Raw genomic sequence first — 14216 nt, forward strand, 5'->3', positions numbered from 1 at the left:
AACTCAGCGCTCGCCCTTGGGCGAGAAGAAGTAGGAGACGAGGCGGGCGATGAGGTTGAGCAGCATCACGATGATCAGCAGCGTGAGGGCGGCACCCCATGCGCGATCGATGCTGAACTCGGGCGGGATGCCGGGGCTGCGCACCGAGGAGTAGGTGAAGACCGGGAGGGTGGCCATGCGGCCGTCGAACAGGTTGAAGTTCACCGAGTCGGTCATGCCGGCGATGATCAACAGCGGAGCGGTCTCACCGATGACGCGGGCCACGGAGAGCGTGATGCCCGTGACGATGCCGGCCAGGGCCGTCGGCAGGACGACCTTGGCGACGGTGCGCCACTTCGGGACGCCGAGGGCGTACGACGCCTCGCGCAGCTCGTTGGGCACGAGCTTGAGCATCTCCTCGGAGGAGCGCACGACGACCGGGATCATCAGCACCGACAGGGCGACCGCGCCGCCGAGGCCCATCCGGACGCCCTCGCCGAAGAACAGCACGAACAGCGCGTACGCGAACAGGCCCGCCACGATCGACGGGATGCCGGTCATGACGTCGACCAGGAAGCGGATCCAGCGCGAGAGCCGGTTGCCGTCGGCGTACTCGACCAGGTAGATCGAGGTGAACAGGCCGATCGGGACCGAGATGACCGCTGCCGCTCCGGTGATGAGGAGCGTGCCGATCATGGCGTGGTAGATGCCGCCGCCCTCGCCGACCACGTTGCGCATCGAGTAGGTGAAGAACTGGCTGGACAGGACGGTGAGGCCCTTGCTGATGACGGTGTAGAGGATGCTGAACAGCGGGAACATCGCCAGCACGAACGCCGAGGTCACCAGGACCGTGACCAGCCGATCGGTGGCCTTGCGGCTGCCCTCGACGGCGACGGACCACAGCGGCAGCGCGAGGCTGACCACGAAGACCACCAGCGTCGCCAGGACGAGATTGACCCCGAGCAGGTAGAGCACCAGCCCGATCGCGACGCCGCCGCCGACGACGGCCTTGGCGCCCCATGACGGCAGCTGGGCTCCGTAGAGCTCCTCGTGGATGTCGAGGGCGTCGGGAGTGAGGGTGGTCGTCATCAGTTGGCTCCGGAGAATTCCTTGCGGCGGTCCACGATGGACCGCGCGGCGAAGTTGACGAGGAAGGTGATCACGAACAGCACGAGTCCGCTGGCGATCAGCGCGTTGACGGTCAGCCCGCTGGCCTCGGGGAAGATGAGGGCGATGTTGGCGGCGATCGTGTTGGGGTTGTCGTTGCTGATCAGGTTGGCGGTGACCGCCGATCCGACGCCGACCGACAGCACCATGGCCACGGCTAGGGTCTCGCCCAGGGCGCGGCCGAGGCCGAGCATCGCGGCCGACACGATGCCGCTGCGGGCGTACGGGAAGATCGCGAGGCGGGCCATCTCCCAGCGCGTGGCGCCGAGGGCCAGCGCGGCCTCCTCGTGAAGCCGGGGCGTCTGGAGGAAGATCTCGCGGCAGATCGCGGTCATGATCGGCAGGATCATGACGGCGAGGACGATCGAGACCGTCAGGATCGTACGTCCGCCCGACGCGGCGGGGCCGGCGAAGAACGGGATGAAGCCGAGGTTGTCCTCGAGCCAGGCGTAGGACGGAGCCAGGTTGGGGGCCAGGAACTGGATGCCCCACAGGCCGTACACGACGCTCGGCACCGCGGCCAGCAGGTCGACCAGGTAGCCGAGGACCTGCCCGAGGCGGCGGGGCGAGTAGTGCGAGATGAACAGGGCCACGCCGATAGCGACGGGCACGGCGATCAGGAGGGCGATGATGGCGGCGAGCAGGGTGCCGAACACCAGGGGCCAGACGAAGGGCAGGAAGCTCTTGCCGCTCTTGACCTCGTCGGCGCCGGCGGTGATGCCGGGGATGCCCTGCACGGTGAGGAAGATCGCGACGCCCGCGAGGATCGCGAGGATCAGCAGCCCGGCGCTGAGCGAGAGGCCGGCGAAGACGCGGTCGCCGGGCCGGCGGACCGGGGCGGCCTTGCCGGGAGCGGGAGCCTGCGTGCTGGTCACAGGTGGTGCCTTTCAGAAGTTGAGGTCCGGGGCGGCCCCGCTCCTTGGGCTTGTCGAACCTCCGACAAGCCCAAGGAGCGTGTGGCCGCTCAAGGTGTTGGTCAGCTGGCCTTGATCGTGTCGATCGCGGCCTGGACCTTGGTGCTGAACTCCGACGAGAGCGGAGCGGATCCTGCGGTGTCGGCGGCAGCAGCCTGTCCCTCGCTGCTGGCGACGTAGGTCAGCCAGCCCTTGACGAGATCGGCCGTGGCCTTGTCCTTCTGGGTCTGGCAGGCGACCTGGTAGGAGACGAGGACGATCGGGTAGACGCCGGCCTCTTCCGTCTTGCGGTCGATGTCGACCGCGACGTCCGTCGCCTGGCGGCCCTCCACCGGGGTGGCGGTGTCGAGCACCTTGGCCGCGGCCTCGGGCGAGGCGGCGATGAACTCGTCGCCGACCTTGACCTTGGCCTGGCCGAGGTCGCCGGCCTGGCTCTCGTCGGCGTAGCCGATCGTGCCCTTGCCACCGGTGACGGCGGCGACGACGCCCGAGGTGCCGCTGGCGCCCTCGCCACCCTTGACGGGCCACGTCTCGACGACGCCCTTGGACCAGCCACCGTCGGAGGCCTTGTCCAGGTAGTCGGTGAAGTTCTTGGTCGTGCCCGAGTCGTCCGAGCGGTGCACCGGCGTGATGTCGCTGCTCGGCAGCTCGGCGTCCGGGTTGTCGGCCTTGATGGCCGCGTCGTCCCACTTCGTGATCTTGCCCTCGAAGATCTCACCGATCGTCTTGGCCGAGAGGTTGAGCTCGTCGACGCCGTCGAGGTTGTAGATCACGGCGATGGGGCTGACGTAGACCGGCACCTCGACGATGTCGCTGCCGCACTTCTCGGTGGCGGCGGTGACTTCTTCGTCCTCGAGGTAGGAGTCGGTGCCGGCGAACTGCACGCCACCGGCGATGAACTGCTCACGCCCGCCGCCCGAGCCGGAGGGGTCGTAGTTGACGGTCACGTCGGGGTTCGCGGTCTGGAAGCCCTTCTTCCAAGCGGCGATGGCCGCCTCCTGGGACGTCGCGCCTGCGCCGTTCAGGGTGCCGGACACCTTGGTGCCCGAGTCGCCGGTGCCGGCGCCGTCGGATTCGTTGCCGGCGCCACAGGCGCTGAGGCCGAGGGCGAGTGCGAGCGCGGCCGCGGGGGCGGCGATGCGCAGTGAGTTGCGGTTCACGGGGGGTCCCTCTCTGGGATTCTTAGATGCTTACGTCCCGTGACGCTATGAGGGGCAGGTGTATCGATGTCCGACCGTGGGTGAACGCGGGGTGAACGGTGATGTAACGGTGGTGCCTGCCTGACGTGAAATGGCCTGTCAGGGCAGCCTCTCGGTCGCGACGACCTTGCCCTTGCGGTGGTGCACGACGATCGCCTCGCCCGTCGCCAGCTCGTGCACGTCGGTGCCGATGGCGTCGAAGATCCACGGCAGCGTCGGACGGTGGGAGCACAGCGCCACCGGCTTCTTGCGGTCCAGCAACGCCGCGACGGACCGCGCGACCTGTGCGGCCCTGGTGTCCTCGGAGAGCCGGTCGTCGATCTCGAGGAACGTGCTGATCGAGTGCGCGTACGGCTCGACGGTCTGCGCGCAGCGCACGGCCGGGCTGCTCACGACGCGGCGCACCCCGTACGCCGACAGGAGCGGCACCAGCACGGCGGCCTGCTGGATGCCGACCGGTGTCAGGGGTCGCTCGAGGTCGTCCTCGAAGTCCGCTCGGGGCGCTGCCTTGCCGTGCCGGACCACCACGAGCGTCCGGGCCCGGTGGCCCTGCCGCTCGCGCAGGCTGCGGAAGTCCTCGAGCACCTCGACGTCGTGCTCGTACGTCAGCAGCTCCCGGGCCTCACGCATGCCGACCCAGCGGATCTCGTCGACCTCCTTGTTGGGGACGAACTCCTCGCCCGCCCCGGGGCTGACGGCCCGCGCCGACCAGTAGTCGACGACCTTGGTGCCGGCCGCGATCGGGTAGCGCACCTGCACGAGCGGCGCGCCGAGCCGCACGCGCACCCCGGTCTCCTCGGCGATCTCGCGGACGGCGGTGGCCTGCAACGCCTCGCCCGGGTCGACCTTGCCCTTGGGAAAGGTCCAGTCGTCGTACGACGGCCGGTGCACCACGAGCACGTCGACCCGGGGCTCCGCGCGACCCGAGCCGTTTCGCTTGCGCCAGACGACTCCGCCCGCGGCGTTGATGATCCGTTCACTTGGCATACGCGTATTCTCCCCTGAGGAGATGGCCGGCCGATGAAGGAGACGTGGACGGGATGCGACTGCGCCTCGGGCTCGTCACGGTCCTGGTGCCGCTGATCGCCATCGTCCTGGCCGTCGTGGGCGGCCGGCAGGCCGGCGAGTCGGCGGCCGGCGACGCTCGCTCGAGCCTGACCGTCGGCTTCGACTCGCTGCCGGCAGACACCCAGATCGCCGGATTCACCGACTGGTCGCGGATCCGCCGGCTGCTCGAGGTCGACGAGCCGAGGAACGCGGCAGAGCGGTCCGAGCTGGTCGACGGGGCATCGCTGCGCGACCTCTCGACACGGTCGGTCATCGGTCCGTACGCCGAGGAGATGCACAACGCCTACGGATGGTCGGCGGCAGATCTGCTCTGGGAGGCCTACGGACAAGGTCAGGCCAGCGCCACCATGGTCGCCCGGCTCGACGACTCGGTCTCCCGAGCCACGATCCGGTCGAACCTGACGAAGCTCGGCTACGTGCGTGACGGACGGGTGTGGTCGATCCGCGCCGACACCAGCGCCGTGAGCTCCGACCTCGCCTCGACCCTGGGCGCCATCGCGCTCGTGCCCGATCGTGATCTCGTGATCGCTGCGAGCGAGGCGGCACAGGTCTCGGAGGTGCTCGGGACGATCGACCGGGACACGCCTTCGCTGCTCAGCGTGCGAAGCGCCGCCGACGTCACGAGGGCTCTTGCGGGAGCCGACAGCGTGCTCGTGCAGGCCGGCCCATCGGCGTGCCGGTCGACCACGCTCGAGACCCAGGATGCCGAGGTCCTCTCCCAGGCCAGGGCGGCCCTCGGCCGGGCCGACGCGTTGGTCGAGCCGGAGTTCGCCGGCCGAGCCCTCGACGGCGGGACCAGGTCGAGCGAGGTCATGCGTTTCGCGTTCGGCTTCCGGTCGCCGTCGATCGCGGCCCAGCAGGCCAAGACGCGCGCGTCCTTGGCCGTGGGCCCGTTCATCGGGCGATCGGGGCGTGTCGAGGACTCGCTCGTGCCGCTCTCGTCGACGGCTCGCGGCAGCACCGCGGTGCTGCGGTTCAGGCACGACCCCGACAGCACGGCCTACATGACCGGCGAGGGCCCCCTGCTGTTCGCCGGCTGCCCGCTCTAGCCGGGTCAGCGACTGCGGCGGGCCCTGGCGCGGTCGATCAGGACTGACTGCAGGTCCGACGAGCCGACGTGACGCTTCCACTGCCCGTCCGGACCGAGGTGCCATGACGTGGTCTCGGGATCGGCCGAGCGCCGGAGCAGCTCACCGAGCTGCTCGGTGTGTGCGGCGGACGGCACCCGGACGAGGACCTCGACGCGGCGGTCGAGGTTGCGGTGCATGAGGTCCGCCGAGCCCATCCACGCCTCGGGCTCGCCGCCACCGGCGAACCAGTACACCCGGCTGTGCTCGAGGAAGCGGCCGAGGATGCTGTGCACCCGGATGTTGTCGCTCAGGCCGGGCACCCCCGGTCGCAACGTGCAGATGCCGCGGATGACGAGGTCGACCTCGACCCCGGCCCGCGAAGCCTCGTAGAGCTTGTCGATCACGGCCTCGTCGACCAGGGAGTTGACCTTGATGCGGATGCCCGCGGGCCGGCCGGCCTCGTGGTGCGCGATCTCGGTGTCGATGCGCTCGACGATGCCGTCGCGCAGCCCTGCGGGAGCGACCATGAGTCGCCGGTAGGAGAAGTCCTGCGCGAACCCCGAGAGGTTGTTGAACAGGTCCGTGAGGTCGTGCGCGATGTCGGGGTCGGCCGTGAGCAGCCCGAAGTCCTCGTAGAGGCGTGCGGTCTTGGGGTTGTAGTTGCCCGTGCCGATGTGCGCGTAGCGGCGCAGCCCGTCCGGCTCGTCCCGCACGACCAGCGCGAGCTTGCAATGCGTCTTGAGCCCCACCAGGCCGTACACGACGTGGCAGCCCGCGCGCTCGAGCTTGCGCGCCCAGCGGATGTTGGCCTGCTCGTCGAACCGGGCCTTGATCTCGACCAGCACGAGCACCTGCTTGCCGGCGCGGGCCGCGTCGACGAGCGAGTCGATGATGGGGGAGTCTCCCGAGGTCCGGTAGAGCGTCTGCTTGATCGCCAGCACCTGCGGGTCGGCGGCCGCCTGCTCGATGAAGCGCTGCACGCTCGTGGCGAACGAGTCGTACGGATGGTGCACCAGCACGTCGCGCTTGCGCAGCGCGCTGAACAGATCGGCGGGCTTGGACGTCTCGACCTCGGCGAGGTGCTGGTGCGTGCCCGGGACGAACGGGTCGTACCGCAGCTCGGGCCGGTCGAGGTCGGCGATCTCGTTGAGGCTGCGCAGGTCGAGCGGTCCCCGGAGGCGGACGACCTCGTCGACCTTGATGCCAAGCTCGGACACCAGCAGGTCGAGGACACCGGGATCGATCGACTCCTCGACCTCGAGGCGAACGGGCGGGCCGAACTTGCGCCGCAGGAGCTCCTTCTCGAGCGCCTTGAGCAGGTTCTCGGCGTCGTCCTCCTCGACCTCGAGGTCCTCGTTGCGGGTCACCCGGAACGCGTGGTGGGCGATGAGCTCCATGCCGGGGAACAGCAGGTCCAGATGTGCAGAGATCACTTCTTCCAACGGGACGTACCGACCAGGCGACGCGGCCATCCAGCGGTTGATGATCGGCGGGACCTTGACCCGGGCGAAGTGGTCCTTGCCGGTCTCGGGGTTGCGCATGACGAGCGCGAGGTTGAGCGACAGCCCGGAGATGTAGGGGAACGGGTGAGCAGGATCGACCGCGAGTGGCGTCAGGATCGGGAAGACCCGGTCGCGGTAGATCGCGCTGACCTGCTCCTGCTCGTCGGGTCGCAGCGAGTCCCAGTGCAGCAGCTCGATGCCGTGGTCGGCGAGCGCCGGCACGAGCTCGCGGTGGTACGTCTCGGCGTGCCGCACCATGAGCTCCTGGCTCGCGGCGAGGCTGCGCGAGAGGACGTCGCGGGGGTTGAGACCACTGGCCGAGGGCACCGCGACGCCGGCCGCGATCCGGCGCTTGAGGCCGGCGATGCGCACCATGAAGAACTCGTCGAGGTTGCTCGCGAAGATGGCCGCGAAGCGTACGCGCTCCAGGAGGGGCAGGGCGTCGTCCTGCGCCAGCTCGAGGACCCGGGCGTTGAAGGCGATCCATGACAGCTCGCGATCCAGGAACCGGTCGGCCGGCAGGATGCTCCCGGCGGGGTCGAACGGCGGATCGACGTCGAACTCGTCGGGGGAGGCCGGTGCCTCGAGGTCGGCGACGGCCATGTCATGAGTCTCCACGTGACCAGCCTGACAGGCCAAGATGAACGCGGATTGAACGAGCCCGATGCGCTACCTTGACCACCATGTCGCTCGTGTCCCAGCTGGTCGGCTCCGCTCGCGCCCTCACGGCCCGCTCGATCCTGAGCCTGCCGCAGCCGGTCATCCGCAGGTTGGCCGGCGCTCCGGTCGTGATCGACGGCAAGACTCTCGACCCCGAGATGCAGCTGTTGCTGCGGCTCCAGCGCCTCGAAGGGCCCGCTGTCGAGACCATGCCGATCCGCAAGGGGCGCGCCAACATCGTCTCCGGTGCGAAGGTCGTCGGCGGCGACCTGCCGATCGGCGCCGTCACCGACCGGACGATCGACGGTCCCGCCGGTCCGCTGACCCTGCGGTTCTACACGCCGCGCGGGCTGACCGGCGACGCCCCGGCGCTCGTGTTCTACCACGGCGGTGCCTGGATCTACGGCGGCCTCGACAGCCACGACGCGGTCTGCCGGTTCCTCGCCGAGGAGGCGCAGGTCCGGGTCGTCGCGGTCGACTACCGCCTCGCCCCCGAGGCGCCGTTCCCAGCGGGCTTCGAGGACGCGTGGGCGGCGTGGAGGTGGATCACCGAGCACGCCAAGGGCATCGGGATCGACGCCACCCGCATCGCGGTCGGCGGCGACAGTGCGGGTGGCAACTTCGCGGCACTCGTCGCGCAGCACGCCGCCAAGGACGACGGGATCAAGCCGGCGTTCCAGCTGCTGATCTACCCCGCGACCGACTTCCTCGACACGAGCGCGAGCCGCAAGACGTACACCGAGGGGTTCTACCTGACCAAGGCCTTCATGGATCTCGGCGAGGAGAACTACCTTCTGGGTGACGAGGACCGGGCCGACCCGCGCCTCTCGCCGCTCCACCAGGACGTCACCGGCGTGGCGCCGGCGTTCCTCGTCACCGCCGGCTTCGACCCGCTCCTCGACGAGGGCAAGGCGTACGCCGACAAGCTGCGGGCGGCCGGCGTGCCGGTCGAGTACGTCTGCGAGGAGAGCCTGATCCACTCGTTCGCCAACATGGTCGGCGTCGGGACCTCGGCACCCCGGGCCATGCGCCGCGTCGCCGCCGCGCTCCAGCGCGGCCTGAGCTGACCCGGTCAGCGGCCGTAGAGGACGTCCTTCTTCCAGTCCTCGAAGCCGAGCTTGCGGTAGACCGCGAGGGCCGGGGCGTTGTCACCCTCGACGTAGAGGTCGACGACGCCGAGCCCCTGCTCGTGGAGGTGGCGGAGCCCACGTGCTGTCAGCGCGGTGCCGAGGCCGCCACCCTGCGCGTCCGGGTCGATCCCGACGACGTAGACCTCGCCGACCTCGTCCTCGACCTTGGTCCAGTGGAATCCCACGATCCGCCCGTCGCGCTCGGCGACGAAGAGCCCTGCCGGGTCGAACCAGTCCGATGACGTGCGCCGCGCGAAGTCGGCGGCGTCCATCGCGCCCTGCTCCGGGTGGTGCGCGAACGACCGCGCGTTCACCGCGATGACGTCGTCGGCGTCCGCCGGGGTGTAGGACCGGATCGTGACGCCGTCAGGCACCCGCTCGGGCGTCGGCGCACCGTCGAACGTCAGCCGCAGCACCAGCAGCTCGCGCTCGACCGAGAGCCCCGCCGACGCAGCGAGGGCCCGTGCGCCGGGCAGGTCGCCGTGCGCCCAGAAGCGGTCCTCGCCGTCGGCCAGCAGCTCGTCGAGGATGCGCCGCCCCTTGCCGGCCCGGCGGTGGTCGGGGTCGACGACGATCTCGACCGGCGCGTCGCCGACGGCGTAGGCCGCGGCCGAGATCGTGCCGTCGCGCTCGGTCTGCTGCACCAGGACCCGGGCGGACGCACCGTCCCTCAAGGCGAACAGGCTCGCCTCGTTGAACGGCTCGACCCCGTCGACGGCCGCAGCGCGCTCGGCCAGCGTCAGGATGCTCATCGGGCCCTCAGGGCCACGAGCTGCGACCCCACCTCGGCGGCGATCGCGCGGGCCAGCAGCTCCGGCGTGTCGCCCTCAGGCTCGGCGACGATGCGGTGGACCGTGCCGTTCTCGTGGAGGTCGATCGCGCTGACGCGCTGCGCCTCGGCCATCTGGGCGGCATGGTCGAGGTCGCCGTGCACGATCGCGCTGGCGCCCTCGGGCGGGAGCGGCGACAACCACGCGTTCTCGGCTGCGATCACGACGTCCGCCGGCAGCAGGGCCAGCGCGCCGCCACCGCAGCCCTGCCCCAGGAGCACCGAGACGGTCGGCACGCGCATCGTGGACATCCACGCGATGCAACGGGCGATCTCGCCGGCGATGGCACCCTGCTCGGCCTCCGGCGACAGCTCGGCGCCGGGGGTGTCGATGAACGACACCAGGGGCAGCCGCAGCTCGTTCGCCAGGCGCATCCCGCGTCTCGCCTCCCGCAGCGCCGCGGGGCCCATGGGCTTGAAGCGGGTCTGGGTCGTGCGGTCCTGGCCGATCACGATGCAGGGCTGGCCGTCGATGCGAGCCATCGCGACGATCATGGCGCTGTCGCGCTCACCCTTCTCGGTGCCCTGCAGCCTCAGCGTCGCGTCGCTGCCGTAGCGCAGCACCTCGCGTACGCCGGCGCGGTGCCGGCCGCGGGTGATCTGGATGGACTCCCACGCCGACCGCGAGCGGGTGACCTCCGAGGTGCGGAGGTCACGGGTCTGCGGCCCCGGCGGGTCGATCAACAGGCTGAGGGCACGGTCGACCAGGAGCGGGAGCTCGTCCGGCAGCACGACAGCGTCGATGATCCCGCGATCGGCGAGGTTCTCGGCCGTCTGCACGTTGGGCGGGAACGGCCGGCCCTCCAGGAGCTCGTAGACCTTGGGCCCGAGGAACCCGATGAGTGCCCCGGGCTCCGCGACCGTCACGTGCGCCAGCGACCCCCACGACGCGAAGACCCCACCGGTCGTGGGGTGCCGCAGGTAGACGAGGTAGGGCAGCCCGGCCGCCCGGTGGTCCATGATCGCCCGCGAGATGTCGACCATGTGGACGAAGGCGGGCGTGCCCTCCTGCATGCGCGTGCCGCCGGAGGCCGTGGTCGCCAGCAGCGGGATGCCCTCGGCCGTGGCGCGGCGGACCGCCGAGACAATCCGCTTCGCAGCCGCGGCGCCGATCGAGCCGGCGAGGAACCTGAACTCGTTGACCAGCACCGCGACGGGCCGCCCGTGCATCAGGCCGCGGCCGGTCAGCACGGACTCGTCGGTGCCGGCCCGCTCGGCTGCGGCGGCGAGCTCCTTCTGGTACGCGGGGTCGAGCCCCGCATGGTCCACCGGCTCGTCCCACGACTCGAACGATCCCGCGTCGAGGACGAGGTCCAGCAGCTCTTGCGCGGTCAGGTGGGCCATGCGCCCATCGTCTCAGGAGTGACGCAGCGCCGTGGCCTAGGCGTCAGCGGTGTCGCGAGCCGGCTCGGTCTTGGTGGCCACGAAGCGGTAGCCGACGTTGCGGACCGTGCCGATCAACGTCTCGTTGTCGCTGCCGAGCTTGGCCCGCAGCCTGCGCACGTGGACGTCGACCGTACGGGTGCCACCGAAGTAGTCGTAGCCCCACACCTCCTGCAGCAGCTGCTGGCGGGTGAAGACGCGGCCCGGGTGCTGGGCGAGGAACTTGAGGAGCTCGAACTCCTTGAACGTCAGGTCGAGGGTGCGGTTCTCGAGCTTCGCGGTGTAGGTCGCGTCGTCGACGACGAGACCGCTGGAGGAGATGACGTGGCTGTCGTTGTCACCGTCGCGGCTCGCCGCGATGCGGCCGATGCCGAGACGCAGCCGGGCCTCGAGCTCGGCCGGTCCCGCCGTGGTGAGGATGACGTCGTCCATGCCCCAGTCGGACGCGGCGACGGCGAGGCCGCCCTCGGTGAGGATCAGGATCAGGGGGCACTCGATGCCGGTCGTGCGGATGACGCGGGTCAGGGACCGCACCTGGGCGAGGTCGTGCCGGCCGTCGACGAGCACGGCGTCGCACGGCGGAGCGTCGAGCAGGGCGCTGGCCTCGGCCGGGAGGATCTTGACGTGGTGCGGCAGCAGCGCGAGCGCGGGCAGCACCTCCACCGACGACTGCGTGCTCTTGGTCAGGAGGAGCAGGTGGGACATGAGGATCCTTCGTGCCGCGTGAGGTAGCCGGGTCGATCTGGTCCAGATGTGCGAAAAGGCCATGGTGGGACACCGTGGCCTCGTTGCATGGTCAACAATACGTCATGTGACGGATCAAGGGCCACGAGGTGACGGGAATGAGAACGACGTCACAGTGCACTACTGGGCGTCGGCACGCGCCGCCGCAGGCCAGGCCGAGGAGCGCGTCCCGGCCGGCAGCCTCGCCGAGCTGCTCGAGGAGATCAGTCGCCGGCACCGCGACCGCGACCGCTTCGACGACGTGATCGCGTCCTGCTCGATCCTGGTCGGCGACACCCCCGTGGGTGCCCGGGACCCCGCGACGATCACGCTGCACCCGGGGGACACGGTCGAGCTCCTCCCGCCGTTCGCCGGCGGCTAGCCACCACGCGTCACGGCGTACTGGCATCATGCGGGGGTGCCACGCCTCGGTTCGACGCTCCTGTCCCTCGCGCTCGCGGGGGTCATCACGCTCGCGGCGTACACCGACACGGTCTTCGTCGCCGCAGCGGTCCTCCTCGTCCAGGTGCTCATCGCGCTCGCACCCAGCGCGATCGATCCCTCGGGGCGCTCGATCCGCTCACCCCACCTCGTGGCGGCGCTGGGCGGTGGCGTCGTGGCCACCGGCATCACGCTGGCGCCCGGCCTGCTGGACGGCGCCGAGGGCACGTCACCGGACGTCGTCGGCGCGACCGACAACGGGATGCTGGCCGCGATCCTGCCGGCGGTCGCGGTGTCGGTGTTCGTCGCGCTGGTCGCGCAGATGCTGCGCACCGATGGTCGCCCCGACCTGGTGTCCTCCACGGCGTACGCCGTTGCGTTGGGCGCGTTCGCGGCGCTGTCGGCCGGCTGGATCGGCGCAGCGCAGTCCTTGGGCGGGGCCGACGCCGTCGCGGTCGGTGCGGGCGGCCTCGGTGCCGGGCTCCTGGTCTGGCTCGTTCCGCTGGACCGGTGGACCTGTGCGTGCCTCGCGGTCCTGGCCGGTGCCGGAGGTGGCGTCGCGGTCACGATGGGGGTCGACTCGCCGCTCACCTCGGTCTTCGGCGTGGCCATCGGGTCGGCCGCGGCGCTGTTCGGCGTGCTCGGGCAGGTGCTCGGCCGGGCCTGGGCCCAGGGCCGCACGCACGCTGCTGCCGGCTGGGGGTTCCCCGGCGCGATGTCCGTCGCACTGGCGGCGCCGCTCGTCTACGTCGGTGGCCAGCTCGTCGGTGCGCCCGGGCTCTAGTCCGTCGCCGCAGGGTCGTCCGACCTGCGCTGGGCACGGCGCACGAGCAGCAGCACCTTCGGCGCCCGCGTGAGGAGCGCGACCGGCCACGTCAGCCGGACGGCGGCGAGCCCGAGGGGCCCGCGACGGGCCAGGGGCCGGTGGGCACGGAGGTGATCGGCCGACGGGAAGACGATGTTGAGCACGACCCGGCCGCGTTCGCGCCACCGCGAGGCGTCCTCGAAGCGTTCGAGCAGGAGGGCCGCGGCCGCGGCGGGCGCCGGGTCGTCACCGGGCTCTGCCAGGTTGCGGGCCACGACGCTGGGCGACAGCGGAGCCGCCAGGCCGAGGCGCTCGGCGAGCCGTCGGCCCTCGGGATGGTGGGACAGTCCCAGCGCGAACGACTCGGCGGCACCGCAGGCGTCGGCGCGGCGGGCGGCCTGGGCCCACGTCTTGTCGTCGAGCTGCGTGAGGGCCCTTGCCAGGTCCTCGGCAGCCTTGGACGTACGCGCGACGGCCGTGTCGTGCAGGGTCACGACCAGTGCGCAGCCGGAGGCGTCCGGGACCGCCACCGACCGGTCGTGCACGAGGATCTCCTCGGTGTGACCAGCCATCACGGACCAGAACGCCGCGAAGTCACGGACGCCGTGGAACCCACGATGCAGGTCGACCTGGGCGGGTGTCGGTGAGGTCCGCTCCCACGGCGTGACCGGCATCCACTCCCGCTCCACGGCGCGCAGCCGACCCAGACCCGGGCTGAATCCGCACGCCGCCAGCACGTCCTCGGCAGCGTCGAAGCTCTCGGGCGCGACGAGGAGGTCGACGTCGACGTAGAGGCGCTGGTCAGGGTCGTCGGCGTAGAGCCGGCGGACGGTGGAGGGTCCCTTCAACAGCACGGCGTCGATGTCCCGATCGGCCAGCGCATCGACCACTTCAGCGGTCGCCATGTCGAGACCGATCGCTTGGACCGCAGCCATCACACGAGGCGGCACGGGGCGGTTCATTCGGCGCAGATCTCCACCGGAAACATGCTACATTCGCCGGCGTCCGAGACCCGATCTCCAGCCCCGCCCGCCCTAGAGGAACCTCTCCCATGCCTTCATCGCTGTCCGGCAGTACCGTGCTCCAGGCCTCCGGCACCGTGCTCGTGCGGAGCGCCGGCACCGAGACGGTCCTTCTCGACCAGGCCAGCGAGGAGTTCTTCGGGCTCGACGGGGTCGGGGCTCGGTTGTTCGAGCTGTTGTCCGAGCCGAGCACGATCGACACGGTGGCTGATGTCCTGGTGGAGGAGTACGACGTCGAGCGCGCCGTGCTGGCGTCGGACCTGCTCGGCCTGGCGAGCGAGCTGGTCGAGCGCGGCCTGGTCGTCGTCCATGACTGAGCCGGAG

Annotated in this window: 14 protein-coding genes; 5 read left to right on the forward strand and 9 right to left on the reverse strand. The window is 70.8% G+C overall.

Annotated features, from left to right (window positions below):
* Nucleotides 1–3: 3 nt before the first annotated feature.
* The 4 genes from pstA to AB0N22_RS15525 form a co-directional block, all read right to left on the reverse strand.
* Entirely contained in the window at nucleotides 4–1068 is a 1065-nt protein-coding gene (gene pstA / locus AB0N22_RS15510) for a phosphate ABC transporter permease PstA (protein WP_364642072.1), read from the reverse strand.
* A complete protein-coding gene (gene pstC / locus AB0N22_RS15515; protein WP_364642075.1) occupies nucleotides 1068–2021 on the reverse strand; it encodes a phosphate ABC transporter permease subunit PstC in 954 nt (317 codons plus the stop codon). Before pstC ends, pstA begins: the two co-directional genes overlap by 1 nt.
* Nucleotides 2022–2122: 101 nt before the next feature.
* Complete coding sequence (pstS, locus tag AB0N22_RS15520) at nucleotides 2123–3220, reverse strand: phosphate ABC transporter substrate-binding protein PstS (RefSeq protein ID WP_364642078.1); 1098 nt, start codon at nucleotides 3218–3220, stop codon at nucleotides 2123–2125.
* A gap of 138 nt (nucleotides 3221–3358) precedes the next feature.
* Nucleotides 3359–4246, reverse strand: coding sequence for an NUDIX hydrolase (locus AB0N22_RS15525; RefSeq protein WP_364642080.1), 888 nt, complete (start codon nucleotides 4244–4246; stop codon nucleotides 3359–3361).
* Nucleotides 4247–4290: 44 nt separating this feature from the next.
* Between AB0N22_RS15525 and AB0N22_RS15530 the strand changes: the two genes are divergently transcribed.
* Nucleotides 4291–5376 (forward strand): hypothetical protein, encoded by a 1086-nt coding sequence (locus AB0N22_RS15530; protein ID WP_364642083.1) that lies wholly within the window; start codon nucleotides 4291–4293, stop codon nucleotides 5374–5376.
* A gap of 5 nt (nucleotides 5377–5381) precedes the next feature.
* Here AB0N22_RS15530 and AB0N22_RS15535 read toward each other — a convergent pair whose 3' ends face one another.
* On the reverse strand, nucleotides 5382–7502 hold the full coding sequence (locus tag AB0N22_RS15535) for an RNA degradosome polyphosphate kinase (protein WP_364642780.1): 2121 nt from the start codon (nucleotides 7500–7502) through the stop codon (nucleotides 5382–5384).
* Between the two features lie 80 nt (nucleotides 7503–7582).
* Between AB0N22_RS15535 and AB0N22_RS15540 the strand changes: the two genes are divergently transcribed.
* Nucleotides 7583–8626 carry an alpha/beta hydrolase gene (locus AB0N22_RS15540; protein WP_364642086.1) on the forward strand — a complete coding sequence of 348 codons (1044 nt, stop codon included), beginning with the start codon at nucleotides 7583–7585 and terminating at the stop codon, nucleotides 8624–8626.
* Nucleotides 8627–8631: 5 nt separating this feature from the next.
* Here AB0N22_RS15540 and mshD read toward each other — a convergent pair whose 3' ends face one another.
* From mshD to AB0N22_RS15555, 3 genes are read right to left on the reverse strand one after another with little or no spacing between them, the layout of a single operon-like run.
* Nucleotides 8632–9441 carry a mycothiol synthase gene (gene mshD / locus AB0N22_RS15545; RefSeq protein ID WP_364642089.1) on the reverse strand — a complete coding sequence of 270 codons (810 nt, stop codon included), beginning with the start codon at nucleotides 9439–9441 and terminating at the stop codon, nucleotides 8632–8634.
* Nucleotides 9438–10862 (reverse strand): carboxyl transferase domain-containing protein, encoded by a 1425-nt coding sequence (locus AB0N22_RS15550; RefSeq protein ID WP_364642092.1) that lies wholly within the window; start codon nucleotides 10860–10862, stop codon nucleotides 9438–9440. The genes mshD and AB0N22_RS15550 overlap by 4 nt, the downstream gene beginning before the upstream one ends.
* Nucleotides 10863–10898: 36 nt before the next feature.
* Nucleotides 10899–11606: a response regulator transcription factor gene (locus tag AB0N22_RS15555; protein WP_364642095.1), complete on the reverse strand. Its 708-nt coding sequence runs from the start codon at nucleotides 11604–11606 to the stop codon at nucleotides 10899–10901.
* A gap of 154 nt (nucleotides 11607–11760) precedes the next feature.
* On the opposite strand from AB0N22_RS15555, the gene AB0N22_RS15560 reads away from it, so the two are divergent.
* A complete protein-coding gene (locus tag AB0N22_RS15560; RefSeq protein WP_364642098.1) occupies nucleotides 11761–12006 on the forward strand; it encodes a MoaD/ThiS family protein in 246 nt (81 codons plus the stop codon).
* A 36-nt stretch (nucleotides 12007–12042) separates the two neighbouring features.
* Entirely contained in the window at nucleotides 12043–12849 is an 807-nt protein-coding gene (locus AB0N22_RS15565; RefSeq protein WP_364642101.1) for a hypothetical protein, read from the forward strand.
* On the opposite strand, the gene AB0N22_RS15570 is transcribed toward AB0N22_RS15565, so the two are convergent.
* Complete coding sequence (locus AB0N22_RS15570) at nucleotides 12846–13805, reverse strand: nucleotidyltransferase family protein (RefSeq protein ID WP_364642103.1); 960 nt, start codon at nucleotides 13803–13805, stop codon at nucleotides 12846–12848. The genes AB0N22_RS15565 and AB0N22_RS15570 overlap by 4 nt on opposite strands.
* A gap of 116 nt (nucleotides 13806–13921) precedes the next feature.
* Here AB0N22_RS15570 and AB0N22_RS15575 point away from each other — a divergent pair, with 116 nt between their 5' ends.
* Nucleotides 13922–14209, forward strand: coding sequence for a PqqD family protein (locus AB0N22_RS15575; protein WP_364642106.1), 288 nt, complete (start codon nucleotides 13922–13924; stop codon nucleotides 14207–14209).
* Nucleotides 14210–14216: the final 7 nt, after the last annotated feature.

Origin of the sequence: Aeromicrobium sp. NPDC092404, assembly GCF_040684095.1 — a bacterium.
GTDB lineage: Bacteria > Actinomycetota > Actinomycetes > Propionibacteriales > Nocardioidaceae > Aeromicrobium.